A 17,112-nucleotide genomic window follows, 5' to 3' on the forward strand; every position below is an offset into this window, starting at 1 on the left:
CCTCAAGGCTCGTCCCGCCGGATGTGGACGGCGCCCTTGGTGGAGAAGAGCTGGTCGCCCTCGGCGATCGCTTGCCGCAGCGCCATGCCGGTGGCTTTGATGGCCGCTTCGACGATGTGGTGGCGGTCGAAGCCGCGAACCACCTGGACATGCAGGGTAGCGTCCATGGCGAAGGCCAGGCTGCGCAGGAAGTGCTGGTAGAGGCGGGAGGGCAGCTTCCCGCCGTACCAGGCCCGTCCCCCCAGATCGAGGGCCGCGTCGACCCAGGCGTCGTCCATGGGGATCGCGGCCCATCCGTAGCGGGCGGCCCGGGCGGGCGTGAGGTCTTTGAGCGCGAGTCCCAGTGTGATGGCCACGTCCTCGACGATGTGGTGCTTCAGATCGCCACGAGCATGCACATCCAGCTCGAGTCCAGCATAGCGCCCGAACGTATCGAGCATGTGACGGAAGAACTCGTCTTCGACATCGATGCGCGAGGCGCCGTTCCCCACGGCCACGCCCACGCGGATCGTGGTCTCCTTGGTGGAGCGCTCCACGCGCTTCATCGGCCGAACTCCTCGAGGAGCGCGTCGACGTCGATCGCTCCGGTATAGATGGACATCCCCAGCACCAGTCCGTCCGCCCCCGCATCGTGCGCCGCCCGCACGTCGGTCAGGGATCCGATGCCGCCCGCCACCCACAGGGAATGGCGGGTGGCCTCCCGGGCCTGGGCCACCCGCTCGGTGTCGAGCCCTTCCAGCCGCCCCTCGCGGGAGACATCGGTCACCAGGACGCCGGCCAGCGGCAGATCCTGCCACCGCTGCAGCACGTCCTCGAGCGCCTGCCCGCTCTCGCGCGTCCAGCCCTGCACGACCACCGTGCCGTCGCGCACGTCGGCGGCAGCCACGACCCGACCCGGGTGGGCGCCGGCGAGCGTCTCCAGCCAGGTGGGATCGCTCAGCGCACGCGTGCCCACGATGATGCGGGCCGCACCTGCGCGTAGCAGCGCACCGGCGCGGCGATCGTCACGCACGCCGCCTCCGACCTGCACGTCGTCGCAGAGCGGGAGCAGCGAGTCGACCACGGCATTGTTGTCGCCCTCGGCGAACGCAGCATCGAGATCCACGACGTGCAGATGACGGAACCCTCTGCCGATCCAGGAGCGGGCGGCTTCGAGGGGGGACGGTAGCGAGATCCGCTGTACGTCGGGATCTCCCCCGACCAACTGCACACAACGTCCTTTGCGGATGTCGACGGCGGCAGCGACGATCAACGTGCCTCCTCCAGAAAGCGCTCAATCAGCGCGAGCCCCGAGCGGGAGCTCTTCTCCGGGTGAAACTGCACCCCCCAGGTGCGCGCGTGTCGAACGGCCGCGGCGAAGCGATCGCCTTCGTACTCGCTCCAGGCCACGACGCAACGGGGGTCTTCTGGTTCGCACACATACGAATTCGCGTAGTAGGCGACCAGGGGCGAGGGGTCGGGGAAGAGCGGGTCCGGATCGGCGCGCACGTCGTTCCAGCCCATCTGGGGCACGATCTCGGCGCGCAGTCGCCGCACCGTACCCGGGATCAATCCGAGGCCGTGCCCGGCGCCTTCCTCGCTGGCATCGAACAGGAGTTGCATGCCCAGGCAGATCCCGAGGCAGGGGAAGCCCGCGGACAGGGCGGCGCGCACCGGGGTCACGTCGGCCGGCAAGCTCCGCACTGCGGACTGGAAGGAGCCGACGCCCGGAAGCACCAGGGCGTCGGCGTGCAACGCCTGGCCCCAGTCGCGGGTGATCTCGACCGCGGCTCCATGACGCACGATCGCCTTCTGCAGCGAGTGCAGGTTCCCGGCCCCGTAGTCCAGGAGCGCGATCCTCATGGTGCCTCTCCCAGCTCGGCCAGCAATCGCTCCATCCAGGGCCAGGGACCGACGGTCAAACGCATCCAGCGGCTCCCGTCCGGGAAGCGTACGGCTCGCACCCCGATTCGGCCCCGAGCCAGGCGGTCCGCCACTTCGGACCACAGTGGCTCGGCGACCGGGATCAGCACGAAGTTGGCCTCGGAGGGGAGCGGTGCCCAACCGCGGCTGCGCAGCTCGGCGTCGAGGCGCGCTCGGTTGAGCAGGGTCTCGTGGATGATCTCGTCCAGCCACGACGACCCATCCGCCAGGGCCGCAGCGGCCGCGGCCTCCGCGGACCGGCCTACCTTGAAAGGCCCGCGGGCCTTGTTGAGCTCGAGAAGCACGGCAGGCGCGGCCACGCCGAAGCCCACGCGCAGGCCCGCGAGTCCGTACGCCTTCGACATGGTGCGCAGCACCAGGAGTCGGCCGTGCCCGGGTGCGCGCTCCAACCAACTCTGGTCCGTGAAATGCGCGTAGGCCTCATCGATGAGTACGATCGGAGCCTCCGCCAGGGTGGCCACGCGGTCGAGCAAGGCGTCGACCCAGGGCGCGGGCAGACCCGTTCCCGTGGGGTTGTTGGGTGTGCACAGGTAGACGAGGGCAGGCGCTCCCTCGAGCACTGCCTCGGGAGCGGGGAGGGCGCCCCCGCCCGCGTAGTCCACGAGGTACGGCCGACGCTCCAGGCTGTTGGTGAGGGCCGCGTGCTCGACCATGCTGAACGTGGGAGCCAGGTAGGCGAGGGCCTCCCCTGGAGCGGCCAGACCGCGAAACGCCGCGTCGATGAGATCGTCGGAGCCACAGCCGGTCGTCACGCAGTCCATGGGCACGCCGAACCGGGCAGCGACGGCTGCGCGCACCGCGTCGCCATACGCGGTGGGATAGCGCGCCACGGAAGCGGCGCTCTCCGCGAGCGCCTGCAGCGCAGCCGGATGGGGACCCCAGAGGTTCGTGTTGTCCGAAAGGTCGAGATCGACCGGTGTCGGATCCTGCGCGTAGGGCGCCAGGTCGCGGAGGTCGCTTCGGGGGAAGCTCATGAGTGGCCCCCTGCCGCCCAGGCCGCGGTCGCGTGCGCGGGGAGGCCTTCCAGCTCTGCCAGCCGGCGCACGTCGGCGGCCAGCGCCGCGGCCCCGACGGGGTCGATCCTCTGCACCGTGAACGAGCGCATGAAGTGGTCGGTGGCGAGTCCCGAGAACGAGCGGGCCCGGCCCGCGGTCGGCAACACGTGGTTGGCGCCCGTCATGTAGTCGCCGAAGGCCACCGAGCTGGTGGCCCCTACGAAGACGGTACCCGCGGTGCGCAACCGGTCGATGGCCGGGCCAGGCTCGTCCACGAGCAGCAGCAGGTGCTCCGGCGCGTAGGCGTTCGCGAACAGGAGAGCCTGCTCCGGATCCGTGGCCAGGAGCAGCGCGCCGTTCGCCGCCAGCGCCGCCTCCGCTACGTCGCGCCGGTCTGCGGCCGCGACCCGCGCCTCCAGGCGGGCCCGGGTGCTGGAGAGCAGCTCCGCCGCGGGCGTCACCAGGACCACGGCCGCATCGGGATCGTGCTCGGCCTGGGCGACCAACTCGCGAGCGATCACGTCGGGATCGGCACCCGCGTCGGCCAGCACCAGGAGCTCCGACGGCCCGGCCGGAGAGTCGATGCGCACCCACCCGGCGACCTGCTGCTTGGCTTCGTTCACCCAACGGTTGCCGGGGCCAACGATCACGTCCACCTGGGGGACGCTCTCGGTTCCGTAGGCCAGCGCGGCGATGGCACCGGCGCCGCCGAGGGCGAACAGCCGATCCGCTCCACCGAGCCAGGCCGCTGCGAGCACCCCGTCGCTCACCCGGCCGTCCGGCGACGGAGGTGAGCACACGATCACCTGGTCCACCCCTGCGGCCCGGGCCGCCACCACGCCCATGAGCACGCTGCTCGGATACGCGGCCCGCCCTCCGGGCGCGTAGACGCCGGCGCGCCCCACGGGAACCCAGCGCCGCTCCAGGGAGACGCCGGGTTCGCTGATGTGTCGGGTCGGCTCCGGCAGGAGCGCCTTGTGGAAGCGTTCGATGTTGACGGCGGCACGCTCGAGCGCGGCGCGCTCCGGTGCGGCCAAACGCTGCGCGGCCCGCTGCCATTCGTCGCGGGGCACGGCCAAGGTGTCGAGATGTGCGCCGTCCAGTCGGCGGGCGAGATCGAAGAGCGCGGCGTCGCCTTCCCGACGAACGCGCTCCAGCAGGCTGCGCACCGTGTCCTGGACGTCTTCCTGGTCCGGCAGCGCCCGGGTGAACAGATGGGCCTGCTCTGCCTCGCTCAGTCCGGCGATGGGTCCTGCGATCGCGACCTTCACGGCATCAGCCTCTCGATCCGGGTGACCAGGATTCCTTCGGCACCCAGCGCCTTCAGGCGAGCGATCGTCTCGAAGACGTCGTCGGCATCGACGACCGCGTGGGCGGCCACCCACGACCCCCGATCGAGCACGTCCACCACCGTGGGTCCGGAGATGCCGGGCAGGAGCGCTCGCACCTGCTCCAGACGCGACCGCGGCACGTTCGCCATGAGGTAGCGCTTCTTCTCCGCGCGCAGCACCGACTCCAATGCGGCGACCAGGGTGTCGATGGAGGAGCGTGTGGCGAGCCCCTCGGCTGCGGCACGGTTCGCGACCAGGCGCGCCGTCGACTCCAGGATCGTCCCGATCTCACGCAGCCCGTTGACGCGCAGTGTGGAGCCCGTGGACGTGAGGTCCACGATCACGTCGGCCACACCCAGGTGAGGCGCGATCTCGGCGGCGCCGCTCACCGGCGCGATCTCCACCGACACGCCGATCGAGTGGAAGAAGCTGCGGGCCAGGCGCGGAAATGACGTGGCCACGCGGGTCCCCGGCGGTAGGGCCGCCGGAGCGTCGGCAGTCGCGTCGTCCTTGACCGCCACCACGAGGCGACAGCGACCGAAGCCCAGGTCGAGCAGCTCCGTGATCTCGCGCCCGGACTCTTCGATCAGGTCCGCACCGGTGATCCCGAGCTCGGCGGCACCGTCCGCGACGAACTCCGGAATGTCCTGCGCGCGAACGAAAATGGCCTGATACCCTTTTCCCAGGCCGGCGACCAGGGCGCGCTCGGCGCGAAAGCTGGGCGGCAGGCCCGCCTGTTCGAAGAGGGCCAGGGCGCGCTCGGCCAGGCGTCCCTTGTTGGGCAGTGCGATCCGCAACGTCTGCATGCGTGTCTTGGGTTGTGGGCGTCGGGTACAAAAAGAACGAGGCCCGTCCTTCGGGACGGGCCTCGTGGTCGTCAGGTGAGCGGTCCGCGAGCTAGCGGCGCACCTCCACGACCCTCGAACCCGCCCGGGTCCAGGGATGGCCGTGGTGATGATGGTGCTGTCGCTGCGCGAGGCTCATGTAGGAACGGTTAGCCGTTCCCGCTGGACGGGTCAAGACGCGCGCGAAGCGGAAACCGTCGCCCCGGGCTTGCCCCTCACGCTGCGGAAGGGACTACACTCGAAGGGGGCCGCGAGTCGATGGAACGGGGCCGCGAGTCGATGGCCTGGGGCCGCGAGTCGATGGCCGGGGAACAACCGAAGAGGAGTGGATCATGGCTGGTGTGGAGCGAGTCGAACGCCGGGGCGAGGTGACCCTGAGGGGGACGGACGCCTGGCGCTTCGCGTCCGAATGCGCCGGGGTCGACTTCGAGATCCGGGTGGCTGAGCCCACGCCCGGCCCCATGTCGCCGCCCGCGGACCGCCACGGGGTGCTGTACGTCCTGGACGGAGACCTGTTCTTCGGGACGGCCACCGAGATGACCCGCCTGCAGAGCATGTTGTTCGGAGAGCTTCCTCCCCTGCGCGTCGTGGGCATCGGATACGGCACCAACGACCCGCGCATCCAAGGGGAGACCCGGAACCGGGATTTCACACCGACGGCCGACGCCCGCTTCGAAGCCATGGGGCGGCAGATGAGGCCGGACTGGGAGCCGCTGCTGCCGGAGGGGCAACGCATGGGCGGCGCCGATCGCTTCCTGGACTTCCTGGAAAAGGAGTTGAAGCCGTTCATCGAGGGCACCTACCCGGTGGACGGTCAGGACAGCACGCTGTTCGGCTCATCCATGGGGGGGCTGTGCGCTACCTGGGCTCTGCTGACGCGCCCGCAGGCGTTCCGGCGCTATGTGATCGCGAGTCCGGCTCTGTGGTGGGACGACGGCGTGGTGTTCCGCGCCGAGGAAGCGCGGGCCGAGCGCGGCGGAGACCTCGAGGCGCGGGCCTACTTCGGCGTGGGATCGCTCGAAGAGGGGGCCGGGATCCCGGGGCTCGACGCCTGGAAGATGATCAGCAACCCTCGACGCCTGGTCGCGCTCCTCGAGTCCCGCGCCTATCCATCCCTCGTTGGGACGTTCCAGGTCCTGGACGGCGAGTCCCACACGTCGGTGGTCCCAGTAGCGCTGACGCGCGGGCTCCGCCACCTCTACCGCCGCTAGCAGGTCGCTGAGGCACAGGGCCACTGCGGGCGTAGGGTCGCGGCGACACCGGTGTGGGATGGGCGCGGCGCTCGGGTCAGGGAGCGGGATGGCCGGTCCCGGCGCGGACGGCGCGGAGAGGTCCCCTAAGTACAATCACATCAATATCTTGAATGGCTTCGCTCCGCCCGGCCTTTGCCGGGTCCCTTGCAGAGTCCGCGATATTGCAGTGCATGGATGACCGATTCCGGGCCCCGACGTCGCATTGGTGGGTCCAGGCTGCCCATCACTCCCAGCAGGTACGATGCCCCGCAACGTCGTCCTCGGTATCTCAGCCTTCTATCACGATAGCGCGGCCTGCCTCGTCGTGGACGGGCGGGTGGTGGCGGCTGCCCAGGAGGAGCGCTTCACGAGGCAGAAGGGCGACGCGTCCTTCCCCGAGCATGCGGTCCGCTTCTGCTTGCAGCAGGGAGGCGTGGGCGTCTCCGACTTGGACGCGGTCGCGTTCTACGACAAGCCACTCCTGAAGTTCGAGCGCATCCTCGAGACCTACCTGGGCGTCTCACCGCGTGGCTTTGGTTCGTTCCTGAAGGCCGGTCCCCTCTGGGTCACCGACCGGCTGCGCATCGAGAAGCAGATCCGCGACGCGCTCGAGTTCGACGGGACGGTGCTGTACGCCGAACATCACGAGTCCCATGCGGCCTCCGCCTTCTTTCCGTCTCCCTTCACCGATGCCGCCATCCTCACCATGGACGGGGTGGGGGAATGGGCGACTGCGTCGTTCGGCGTGGGCAGCGGCAGCGAGATCGAGATCCAGAAGGAGTTGCACTGGCCGGACTCGCTGGGCTTGCTGTATTCGGCCTTCACGTACTTCACCGGCTTCAAGGTCAACTCGGGCGAGTACAAGGTCATGGGACTCGCTCCCTATGGCCGCCCCAAGTACGTGGATCTCATCCTCAGCGAGCTGCTCGATCTCAAGGAGGACGGCTCCTTCCGGTTGAATCAGCGCTACTTCAACTACCTCACCGGTCTCACCATGACCAGTGAGCGCCTCGGTGAGATCTTCGACGGACCCGCGCGCCGCCCGGAGAGCCCGCTGACGCAGCGCGAGATGGACCTGGCGCGCTCCGTCCAGGACGTGACCGAAGAGGTGATGCTACGGATGGCGCGCACTGCCCACCGCGAGACGGGCCAGAAGAACCTCTGTCTCGCGGGTGGCGTCGCGCTCAACTGCGTCGGAAACGGCCGCCTGCTGCGGGAAGGGCCCTTCGAGGGGCTTTGGATCCAACCGGCCGCCGGGGATGCCGGGGGAGCCCTGGGCGTGGCGCTGTTGGCTTGGCACCGACACTTCAGCCAACCCCGCACGGTGCAGGCCGGCCGCGATTCCATGCAGGGGTCCTATCTGGGCCCCGGCTACAGCGAGACGGAGATCCAGCAGACGCTCGACGGCCTGGGAGCGCACTACACGAAAGTGGACGACTGCGCGCTGTTCGACCGTGTCGCGCAGCTCCTGGCGGACGAGCAGGTGGTGGGCTGGTTCCGCGGCCGCATGGAGTTCGGCCCCCGCGCGCTGGGAGCGCGCAGCATCCTGGGCGATCCCCGCTCGCCCCGCATGCAGGCCCAACTGAATCTGAAGATCAAGTTCCGCGAGAGCTTCCGGCCGTTCGCGCCGAGCATCCTGGCCGAGCGCGTGTCGGAGTACTTCGAGCTGGAGCAGGAGTCCCCGTACATGCTGCTGGTGGCTCCCGTGCGAGAGGATCGGAGACTTCCCCTGCCGGAGGGTACCGAGACGCTCTGGGGCATCGATCTGCTGAACGTACCGCGCTCCGACGTGCCTGCCATCACGCACGTCGACTACTCGGCGCGCGTCCAGACGGTCGATGGCGTCGCCAATCCGGACTACTACGCGCTGTTGAAGGCGTTCGAGACGCGCACCGGGTGTGCGATTCTCGTCAACACGTCGTTCAACGTGCGTGGGGAGCCGATCGTGTGTTCCCCCGAGGATGCGTATCGCTGCTTCATGCGCACGCACATGGACTATCTGGTGGTGGGCCCCTTCCTGTTGCGGAAGGAGGACCAGCCGCCCTGGACCGAGGAGGTCGATTGGCGACGGGACATCCCGCTCGACTGAGCGCCCGCGACGGGCGCCGCTTCGGCGTCACGGTGGGCAGTGCCTTCCTGGTCTTCGCGGGCGTGGCCTGGTGGCGTGGCCACGTCAGGTCGCCCGTGGTCCTGGCCACATTGGGTGCCGTGCTGTTCCTCGCCGGTCTCGTGTTGCCCACGCGGCTGGGCCCGGTGGAGCGGGCCTGGATGCGGATGGCCCATGCCATTTCCAGGGTCACGACACCCATCTTCATGGGGATCGTGTACTATGGGGTGGTCACTCCCGTGGGAGCCGTGATGCGCGCCCTCGGTCGCAATCCCGTGAAGCACCAGGCCAAGGACGGCAGCTACTGGGTCGTCAAGGACCAGGAGCGCCGCGGTACCATGTTGCAGAAGTTCTGAGAAGGAGATCCCCCATGGCTCAGCAGTCTCTGTTCCGCGACCTCTGGGAGTTCCTGCGCGTTCGCAAGAAGTGGTGGCTCCTTCCCGTGCTGATGGTGCTCGTGTTGCTGGGCGTGGTGTTGGTGTTCGCCCAGGGCTCCGCGCTCGCACCGTTCATCTACACCATCTTCTGAGCTTCAGGATTCACCCCCATGACGGCTCCAACGCAACACCGGCGTTTCCGGTCGCTACTTCTCAATCTCCTGCTTCTGGGCGCCACCACGGTGGTGGCCCTGGCGCTGGCGGAGGGTGCGCTCCGCTTCTCCCGCCGCACCACGCCCTCCGAGGAGGTCGGAGGCCGCAAGCTGGAGCCCGACACGCTGTACGGTTGGGTCAAGAAGAAGGACTATGTGGGGCGGCGTACCTCGACGGAGTTCGACGTGGAAGAGCGCTTCAACTCCCGTCGCATCCGCGGCCCCGAGTACCCACTGGCCAAGCCCGAGGGAGAGTACAGGATCCTCCTCCTGGGCGACTCCTTCGCCGAAGGCTACACCGTCGAGTTCGAGCAGGTCTTGAGCGAGGTCATGAAGCGCCGCCTCAACGAGCGTACGGACTTCCCCGTTCAGGTCATCAATGCGGGTACGGCCGGATGGTCGACGGACCAGGAGTTGCTGTGGCTGCAGCAGGAAGGCCTCGCCTACGAACCGGACCTGGTCGTCCTGCTGTTCTATATCAACGACATCGTCTCCAATGCCAGCAACCGCTACTGGCGGGGCTACAAGCCCTACTACGCGGCGGTCGATGGCGAGGCGGGGCCGACGCTGGAGCTTCGCGGTGTCCCCGTTCCAGGGGCAGATCCTCCCGAAGAGGGCCCCGAAGCGGGGGATCCCACCGCGGCTCCGGCGCCACCGCCGAGCACGACCGGGCTGCGTGGTTGGTTGCTCGCGCACTCGATGCTCTACCGCGACATGAGCCGCCTGGTGAAGACCAGCGAACCGTTGTTTCGGGTGGCGCGTGCGCTGCGGCTGACCAAGGAGTCGGAGCCCCTGCGCCTCGCTCCCCCTGGCGAGTGGGCACCCTGGCGCAACGAGCCGGAGCCGCGCATGGAGCGCGCCTGGCGCATGAGTCGGCTGTTGATCGAGGGCGTGCAGGAGGAGGCCCGCAAGGGCGGGGCCGAGTTCCTATTTGTCCATGCCCCCTCACGCGAGGCGATCCACGCGTGGTCCTGGGAGAACGCACAGGCCATGTTCCACTTCGATCCCGAGGAGTGGACGCCGGGTGCCGAAGAGGACGTGCTTCGCACCATCTGTCAGGAAGACGGCATGCCATGTCTCTTCCTGCGAGAGCCGTTCGAGCTGGCCATGGCGGAGGGCGGTGCAGCGCAGGGACAGGACCTGTACTGGCGCTGGGACCGTCACTGGAACGTGCTTGGCAACCGCGTGGCCGGTGAGTCGATCGCCGATCGGATCTTCGAGACCATCCTCACGCACGGGTCACCCACGGCGGAGCCGGCCCGCGCGGCGGCGCTGACCGCGATGCCGCTCACGCCCTCAGCGCCGCGCAGAGCCGCGTCAGCGCGGCATCGAGGTCCGGACGGAGGGCAGCGAGACGCACGTCGGCGTCCGCTGCCCAGCTGGTGACTCGCAGGCCCAACGTGCGCGCCTGTGGCCCCGCGCCGAACGCCTTCAACTCGAGGGCGCCGTCGATTTCCTCCCAGGAGACGGAGACTTCGTGTGCGGTCTTCGTGAGGACGTTGCCGCTCAAGCGGGCGGCCGGACGAAGCTGGAGGCGCACCCTCCCTGCGGCGTGGATCGGCTCCTGGCCGTCGGTGAGCCACTGCCCCAAACCGTGGGCGCTCGTGTAGAAGTGCTCGAGGAGGCGGGCGTATTCGAACGCCTCGGATCGAAAGAGGCTGACCGACGCCTTGGCCTGGCCGAAGTAGCGCTCCACGTACTGCTTCAGGAGCGCCAGGGCCATGGTCCAACCGGAGTCGATCCCCTGCGTGATCTCCGAATCAGGGTCGACGACGCCGAACCCGGAGTGCACCAGCCGGAGGACGGTGGAGCCCCCGGAGCGCTCGATCCGCACCTCCTGCCGGAAGGCGAGCCCGTCCATCTCTCCTTCGAGCACGAGCGAACGAGGAGCATCCACGGAGACCACCCGATACCGATGTTCGCCGTGGCCGTGGAATACATGCACGAGCTCGGAGCCGGGCGAGAGCGTGCCGTGCGCTTCGTCGGAAAACCAGTTGGCCACGTGCGTGGGCTCGGCCCACGCGGCCCATACCTGCTCGGGCGTGGCGTCGATCCGGACCTCGCGTTCGTCCTGCCAGTGGGACTCGTTCGTCATGGGACCGTCGGGTGCAAGGTGAGCGTGAGCCGGAACGGGTCGCCGGAGGCGGCCGCGCCGTCGGAGTTCTGAAAGGGCCCACTGTGGGCACCCACCACCTGCGTGAGCGCGTTCACGAGCGCCTCGGCGAAGGCACCACGTTGGGCGGCGCTCTGGAAGCGCAGCTCGGTGGAGAGGGTCAGCGTAGGGACGCGCGTTCCGGCCGAGGTGTGCTCGAGCACGCCGGCCAGGTCGGTCTGCACCTGATGAACGGCACCGAGCAAGTGGGTGACGCTCTCGCGGTCCGCCGAGCTCTCCAGCCGTGCGGCCAGGGGTCCCAACAACTCGGGCGAGAGTGTGAAGGCGTCGGCCGTGGCGCTGTACTGCTTTTCGACCATGGCGCCCCGGCGGGTGCCTTCCGTCTCCTCCAGCAATCCCACCTGCACCAACTGCCGCACGTGGTAGCCGATGCGCTGCCGGGTCTCGCCGAGGCGCTCGGCCATTTCCACGGTGCTGATGGGCGAGCGGGCCAGGTCGAGGATGCGCCGGCGCGGCTCCTTCAGGAGGGTGACGGCGGTGTCGGGGTCGCCAATGAAGCCCAGGGGGTCAGGACGCGTGCTCATACGGACAAATTATATTGTCCGTTGCTGTGCGCAAGGGTGCGCGCCTTGACCGCGATCCGGCACCACCCCCACCCTCGTCGCCGGGAGTCACCCTACCCGCCCCGCGTGCGCGCTGTGGTCCGCCAGGGGGCGTGCCTCGGGGTGGGGCGCGCCCCCGCGACTCGGCCCATCAGGGAGGAATTGCCCATGCCCACGGCGATTGTCCGGACCCAGGCTCTGCCCCTGGCCGCCCTCACGCCCCTGGTTCTCCTGGCAGCCTGCGCCGGGGGGCGCGCTCCCGGGTCCTCCGGCCCGGCTCCCACCGAGTCCACACTGCGGATCGGCTCTTCCGGCCGCATCGAGATGCGGACCGAGGTGAGTGTGGGCGAGCGTTCCTTCGGGGTTCCCGCCGACGGGGTGTGGGAGGTGCTCCCCGAGGTCTTCGAGCACCTGGATGTCCCGGTCACGATCCAGGACCGGGCCGCACTGCAGACGGGGAACGCCGGCTATCTGGCCCGCCGGGTGGAGGGGAAGCGTCTGTCCACCTATCTCGATTGCGGGATCAGCCTCTCCGGCGTCTTGGCGGACGTCTACGACGTCACGCTCCAGTTGCTGGTGCAGCTCCGCCCCACCGGCGCTTCGGATACCGACGTGGTGGTCACCATCGACGGCCTGGCCGAGCCGCGCAGCACCAGCGGGACCCCGGTGCATTGCACGTCCAAGAAGGTGCTGGAAGAGCGCTTCACCGAGCTGGTGGCCGAGGCCCTGCTGGCCCGCATCCCACGCGCCTGACCCACCGGGACCCTCCCGGGTATCCCAGGTGGATGGAAGACGCGATTCGCATCCGGGGTGCTCGGCAGCACAACCTCAAGAACCTGGACCTCGATCTCCCCCATCGGACGGTGACCGTGGTCACGGGGCCGAGTGGATCGGGCAAGTCCTCGCTCGCGCTCGACACCCTCTTCGCCGAGGGGCAACGGCGCTACGTCGAGTCGCTGTCGACCTACGCGAAGCAATTCCTGGAGCGGGTGGAAAAGCCGCAGGTCGATCGGATCGAGGGTCTGGCGCCCGCGGTCGCCATCGAACAGAAGAACCCCACCAAGAGCAGTCGCTCCACCGTCGGTACCGCCACCGAAGTCTACGACTACCTGCGGCTGTTGTGGGCGCGCGTGGGCGTGACGCACTGCCCGGCCTGCGACCGCGTGATCACACCGGACACGCCGGCCTCCGTAGCCGAGCGGCTCCTGGCCCTTCCCCGGGGAACCCGCGTGGTCCTGGGGTTTCCGCTCGCGATCAGCGCCAAGGTGCGCCACGACACACTGGTCCAGAACCTCCTCGCGATGGGGTTTGTGCGTGTGCACGCCGGACAGCAGATCCTCGACCTCACCACTGCCGATGCCGCGGATCCCGCGGTGTTGGGGATCGATCTGAGCGAGGTCCCGGAACCGATCGTCGTGGTGGACCGTCTCAAAGCCGGATCGGCGGATCGGGCGCGTGTGGTCGACTCGGTGCAGACCGCGTTCACGGAGGGCGAGGGCGAAGCCATCGCGCTCGTCGAAAGGGGAGAGAGTCTGCGCTTCACCGAGCGCTTCCGCTGCCCCCAGCATCCGGATCTGAGCTTCCTCGACCCGACGCCCCGACTCTTTTCCTTCAACAACCCCTACGGGTCGTGTCCCAAGTGTACCGGCTTCGGCGCCACGCTCGAGTACGATCCCGCCCTGATCGTTCCCAACCCCGCCCGCTCCATCGCTGAAGGAGCCGTCGACCCCTGGGAGAAGCCTCGCTACGACAAGGAGCGGGACCGGTTGCGCCGCTACGCTCGCTCCCAGGGGGTGTCCGTGAACACGCCTTGGGAGCGTCTGACCCAGCGCTTCAAGAAGGCGGTGCTGTACGGTGCGGAGGGATTCGAGGGCGTGGTTCCTTTCCTCCATTCCCGCGAGGCGAAGCGCTACAAGCAATACATCCGCGTCTTCCTGCGGCAGTATCAGACGCCGCGCACGTGTCCCGCCTGCAAGGGGACGCGGCTGCGTCCGGAAGCGCTGCGCGTGCGCGTGGGTGGCCTGAGCATCGCCGAAGCGTCGGAGCGGGTCGTCGAGGAACTCGGTGGCTGGCTCCGCGACCTGAAGTTGGAGGGGATGGCCGCCGCAGTGGCGACGACCATCCTACGGGAGTTGCACGCCCGACTCGCGTTCCTGAACGACGTCGGCCTCGGCTACCTCACGCTCGCTCGGCAGATGCGCACGCTCTCCGGCGGCGAAGCCCAGCGCATCCATCTCGCGAACTCGCTGGGCGCCAGCCTGGTGGACACGCTGTACGTGCTCGACGAGCCGACGATCGGCCTGCATCCGCGCGACACCTCCGCGCTGCTGGACCTGCTGACGCGCCTGCGCGCGGCGGGCAACACGGTGCTGATGGTCGAGCACGACAGTGAGGCGATCCGCCGGGCCGATCACGTGGTGGAGCTCGGTCCGGCCTCGGGCGAGCGGGGCGGGCAGCTGGTGTTCCAGGGCACGCCGGAGGAGCTGGAGTCCGCGGATACCGTGACCGGCCGTTTTCTCTCGGGTCGCAGCGCCGTCGACGTGCCGGAGCGCCGACGCCCGGTCAGGCATGCCGTCATCGAGCTCAACGGGGCGCGCCTGCACAACGTCGACGGGATCGACGTGGTCTTTCCGGTCGGCGCCCGCACGGTCGTCACGGGAGTGTCGGGTTCGGGGAAGTCGACCCTGGTGCACGACATCTTCTACCGCGCGCTGGAGCGGGAGCTCAGCGATGGCGACACCTCGGCCAAGCAGCATCTGGGCGAGGTGGTGGGTGAGTACGAGAAGCTGCGCGGCCTCCAGCACGTGCACGAGGCGGTGCTGGTGGATCAATCACCCATCGGCCGCACTCCACGCTCCAACCCCGTCACCTACATCGGGGCATGGTCCGAAATCCGGCGGATCCTCTCGGAGCAGCCCCTCGCGCGCCAGCGCGGATACCAGGCCAAGGACTTCTCCTTCAACCTGGAAGGGGGCCGCTGCGAGGAGTGCAAGGGTGCGGGCCAGGTGGAGGTCGAGATGATCTTCATGGCCGATGTGTTCGTTCCCTGTGACGCGTGTGGTGGGAGTCGCTTCAAGCGCGAGATCCGGGACGTGCGCTACCGTGGCCTGGACGTGTCGCGGATCCTCGACCTCACGGTCGATGAGGCCATCCGCTTCTTCCTGAAGGAGGACCGGCTCGGCGAGACGATGTGGCACCTGCAGCAAGTGGGGCTGGGGTACCTCCGGCTCGGTCAGCCGGCGCCCACTCTGTCCGGGGGCGAGGCGCAGCGACTCAAGATCGCGCGGGAGTTGGCGGGTTCCGGCGGGCGCAAGAACCAGCGTCGGCTGTACCTCCTGGACGAGCCCACCACCGGCCTGTCCGGTGACGACGTGAAGAAGCTGCTGCGTGTGCTCGACCGGCTCGTCGACGCCGGGCACACCGTAGTGGTGATCGAACACAATCTGGATGTGATCAAGACCGCCGACTGGGTGATCGATCTCGGTCCCGGAGCCGGTGCGCGGGGCGGGCAGTTGGTAGCCATGGGGCGCCCCGAGGACATCGCCGGTGTTCCCGAGAGCGTGACCGGTCGTTACCTGGCAGCGGTCCTTCCCACGGGAGCTCGCTCAGCATGAATCGGATCCTGGTCACGGCGGCGCTCTGTGCGCTCTGGATGCCTCCTGCGCTGCGGGCTCAGCAGCCGCCTCCGTTCTGGTTGGAAACGGGAGGTGCCTTGATCGGGGGAGCGCTCGGCTTCGGGGCGGTGGCGCTCGCGCACGACCCCGGGAACTGCGAGCTGGAGTGTCAATTGCGCGAAGCGGGGTTCGCGCTCTCCATGGGGTGGGTCGGGGGCGCGGCCGGGGCGTGGTTGGCGGGCCGAGCCTTCGACACGAGGCCGTCGGCCCTGGGCGCCCTCGTGGGCTCGCTGGCCGGCGTCATGGCAGCGGTCGGGACCGCCCACCTCCTGTCCGAGGAGGCGAACGTCTCGACGACGGCGCTGGTGGTCGTCCCGGTCGCGTCCGTGCACGCGCTGCTTACGGCCGCCGGGAGTCGTTTGCATAGCCGCTGGCGCGGATCCCACTAGAAGTTTGCTGCAGAAGGGGGGCACCCGCGCTCGTGGCGTGGGCCTGCCCTCTGGACGGGGGCGTCGGCCGGCCCGAAGATGCCGCCATGCCGGCTGTCTCCGTCCTGCTCCCCGTCCGCGACGGCGCCCCCCATCTGGACGCTGCGCTGCGCTCCATCCTGGACCAGTCCCTCGTCGACTTCGAGCTGATCGTGGTCGACGACGGATCCCGCGACGCCACGCCCCGCATCCTGGCCGCTGCGGCCGCGCTGGACGCGCGCATCCGCGTGGTCCGAACGGAGCCCCTCGGCATCGCGGCTGCCTTGGAGCGAGCCCGTTCCGAAGCCACCGGTGCGTATCTGGCGCGCATGGATGCGGACGACATCGCGCCGCCGGACCGTCTCGCCCGACAGCGTGCGCATCTCGACGCACATCCGCACATCGCGCTCTGTGGCACCGCCGTCCGCTACTTCCCCCGTGAGTTGCTCAAGGACGGGCGGATCAAGTACGAAGCCTGGCTCAACTCCCTGACCACGGCAGACGAGATCGAGAAGGACCTGTTCGTCGAGTGTCCTCTGGCCCATCCGACCTTCATGGCGCGCGCTTCCGCCGTGGAGCGTGCGGGAGGATACCGCGAAGGCCCCTGGCCCGAGGACTACGATCTGCTCCTGCGCCTGTGGGAGCAGGGAGGGCGCTTCGCCCGCGTCGAGGGAGAGCCGCTACTGTGGCGAGACCACCCGGGACGCCTCTCCCGCGTCGATCAGCGGTACTGGATCGACGGCTTTCGTCGCTTGAAGGTCGAGGTTCTGGCGCGCACCCATCTGCGAGAGGGTCGCCCCGTCGTGATCTGGGGGGCCGGACCCACTGGAAAGGCCTTTGCCAAGGAACTCTCCGCGCTGGGGATCGGCGTGAAGGCCTTCGTCGAGGTGGATCCACGCAAGATCGGGCAAACCGTCCATGAAGCGCCCGTGATCGCCCCCAAGGACCTGGCGGCCTACGCCGGGGCGTTCTGCCTGGCCGCGGTCGCCGGCGCGGCGGCCCGCGCGGAGATCCGGGACACCCTGCGCCGCCTGGGCTGGATCGAGCTCGAGGACTTCCTGGCCGTCGCCTGAGCGGCGCTCTGGGGCCCTCCTGCCTGCGGCGTCGCAGGGTCCGCGAGGGCCGTCGCTCCCCCCCCGCCGACCCCCGCCCGCAGAGCACCAAAACGGTTGCTCAGAAGGGCCGATGAGCGTTATTTTTCAAGGGCTTTCGGCGGTTCTCCACGAGTGGCGCGCGCGCCGTAGACCCACCTGTTCGCCCGCCTCGGGCCGGGGCGTTCCAAGGCACCGAGGAC

Annotated in this window: 17 protein-coding genes; 9 read left to right on the plus strand and 8 right to left on the minus strand. The window is 69.1% G+C overall.

Annotated features, from left to right (window positions below; translation table 11 throughout):
• Positions 1 to 2 precede the first annotated feature (2 nt).
• The 6 genes from R3E10_10905 to hisG are packed head-to-tail and all read right to left on the minus strand — an operon-like array spanning position 3 to position 5,046.
• Positions 3 to 545 (minus strand): imidazoleglycerol-phosphate dehydratase, encoded by a 543-nt coding sequence (locus R3E10_10905; protein MEZ4416242.1) that lies wholly within the window; start codon positions 543 to 545, stop codon positions 3 to 5.
• Complete coding sequence (locus R3E10_10910) at positions 542 to 1,252, minus strand: HisA/HisF-related TIM barrel protein (protein ID MEZ4416243.1); 711 nt, start codon at positions 1,250 to 1,252, stop codon at positions 542 to 544. Before R3E10_10910 ends, R3E10_10905 begins: the two co-directional genes overlap by 4 nt.
• Positions 1,249 to 1,842: an imidazole glycerol phosphate synthase subunit HisH gene (gene hisH, locus R3E10_10915; GenBank protein MEZ4416244.1), complete on the minus strand. Its 594-nt coding sequence runs from the start codon at positions 1,840 to 1,842 to the stop codon at positions 1,249 to 1,251. The genes R3E10_10910 and hisH overlap by 4 nt, the downstream gene beginning before the upstream one ends.
• A complete protein-coding gene (locus tag R3E10_10920; protein ID MEZ4416245.1) occupies positions 1,839 to 2,897 on the minus strand; it encodes an aminotransferase class I/II-fold pyridoxal phosphate-dependent enzyme in 1,059 nt (352 codons plus the stop codon). Before R3E10_10920 ends, hisH begins: the two co-directional genes overlap by 4 nt.
• Complete coding sequence (gene hisD, locus R3E10_10925) at positions 2,894 to 4,189, minus strand: histidinol dehydrogenase (GenBank protein MEZ4416246.1); 1,296 nt, start codon at positions 4,187 to 4,189, stop codon at positions 2,894 to 2,896. The genes R3E10_10920 and hisD overlap by 4 nt, the downstream gene beginning before the upstream one ends.
• Entirely contained in the window at positions 4,186 to 5,046 is an 861-nt protein-coding gene (gene hisG, locus R3E10_10930; GenBank protein MEZ4416247.1) for an ATP phosphoribosyltransferase, read from the minus strand. Before hisG ends, hisD begins: the two co-directional genes overlap by 4 nt.
• Positions 5,047 to 5,426: 380 nt before the next feature.
• On the opposite strand from hisG, the gene R3E10_10935 reads away from it, so the two are divergent.
• From R3E10_10935 to R3E10_10955, 5 genes are all read left to right on the plus strand, one after another.
• On the plus strand, positions 5,427 to 6,305 hold the full coding sequence (locus tag R3E10_10935) for an alpha/beta hydrolase-fold protein (protein ID MEZ4416248.1): 879 nt from the start codon (positions 5,427 to 5,429) through the stop codon (positions 6,303 to 6,305).
• Positions 6,306 to 6,588: 283 nt separating this feature from the next.
• A complete protein-coding gene (locus R3E10_10940; GenBank protein ID MEZ4416249.1) occupies positions 6,589 to 8,415 on the plus strand; it encodes a carbamoyltransferase in 1,827 nt (608 codons plus the stop codon).
• Entirely contained in the window at positions 8,388 to 8,789 is a 402-nt protein-coding gene (locus R3E10_10945; GenBank protein ID MEZ4416250.1) for an SxtJ family membrane protein, read from the plus strand. The genes R3E10_10940 and R3E10_10945 overlap by 28 nt, the downstream gene beginning before the upstream one ends.
• 14 nt (positions 8,790 to 8,803) lie before the next feature.
• Entirely contained in the window at positions 8,804 to 8,962 is a 159-nt protein-coding gene (locus tag R3E10_10950; protein ID MEZ4416251.1) for a DUF5989 family protein, read from the plus strand.
• A gap of 18 nt (positions 8,963 to 8,980) precedes the next feature.
• Positions 8,981 to 10,408, plus strand: a complete 1,428-nt coding sequence (locus tag R3E10_10955) for an SGNH/GDSL hydrolase family protein (GenBank protein ID MEZ4416252.1) — start codon at positions 8,981 to 8,983, stop codon at positions 10,406 to 10,408.
• On the opposite strand, the gene R3E10_10960 is transcribed toward R3E10_10955, so the two are convergent.
• Together R3E10_10960 and R3E10_10965 are read right to left on the minus strand one after the other, a co-directional pair.
• On the minus strand, positions 10,311 to 11,117 hold the full coding sequence (locus R3E10_10960) for an SRPBCC domain-containing protein (GenBank protein MEZ4416253.1): 807 nt from the start codon (positions 11,115 to 11,117) through the stop codon (positions 10,311 to 10,313). The genes R3E10_10955 and R3E10_10960 overlap by 98 nt on opposite strands.
• A complete protein-coding gene (locus R3E10_10965) occupies positions 11,114 to 11,719 on the minus strand; it encodes a winged helix-turn-helix domain-containing protein (protein ID MEZ4416254.1) in 606 nt (201 codons plus the stop codon). The genes R3E10_10960 and R3E10_10965 overlap by 4 nt, the downstream gene beginning before the upstream one ends.
• Before the next feature lie 186 nt (positions 11,720 to 11,905).
• Between R3E10_10965 and R3E10_10970 the strand changes: the two genes are divergently transcribed.
• The 4 genes from R3E10_10970 (at position 11,906) to R3E10_10985 (ending at position 16,891) form a co-directional block, all read left to right on the plus strand.
• A complete protein-coding gene (locus R3E10_10970) occupies positions 11,906 to 12,490 on the plus strand; it encodes a hypothetical protein (GenBank protein ID MEZ4416255.1) in 585 nt (194 codons plus the stop codon).
• Positions 12,491 to 12,522: 32 nt separating this feature from the next.
• Positions 12,523 to 15,351 (plus strand): excinuclease ABC subunit UvrA, encoded by a 2,829-nt coding sequence (gene uvrA / locus R3E10_10975; protein ID MEZ4416256.1) that lies wholly within the window; start codon positions 12,523 to 12,525, stop codon positions 15,349 to 15,351.
• Positions 15,348 to 15,800, plus strand: coding sequence for a hypothetical protein (locus R3E10_10980; GenBank protein MEZ4416257.1), 453 nt, complete (start codon positions 15,348 to 15,350; stop codon positions 15,798 to 15,800). Before uvrA ends, R3E10_10980 begins: the two co-directional genes overlap by 4 nt.
• A gap of 86 nt (positions 15,801 to 15,886) precedes the next feature.
• Positions 15,887 to 16,891 carry a glycosyltransferase gene (locus tag R3E10_10985; protein MEZ4416258.1) on the plus strand — a complete coding sequence of 335 codons (1,005 nt, stop codon included), beginning with the start codon at positions 15,887 to 15,889 and terminating at the stop codon, positions 16,889 to 16,891.
• The last annotated feature ends 221 nt before the right edge of the window (positions 16,892 to 17,112 follow it).

The organism is Gemmatimonadota bacterium, from assembly GCA_041390105.1.
Lineage (GTDB): Bacteria > Gemmatimonadota > Gemmatimonadetes > Longimicrobiales > Gaopeijiaceae > JAGQIF01.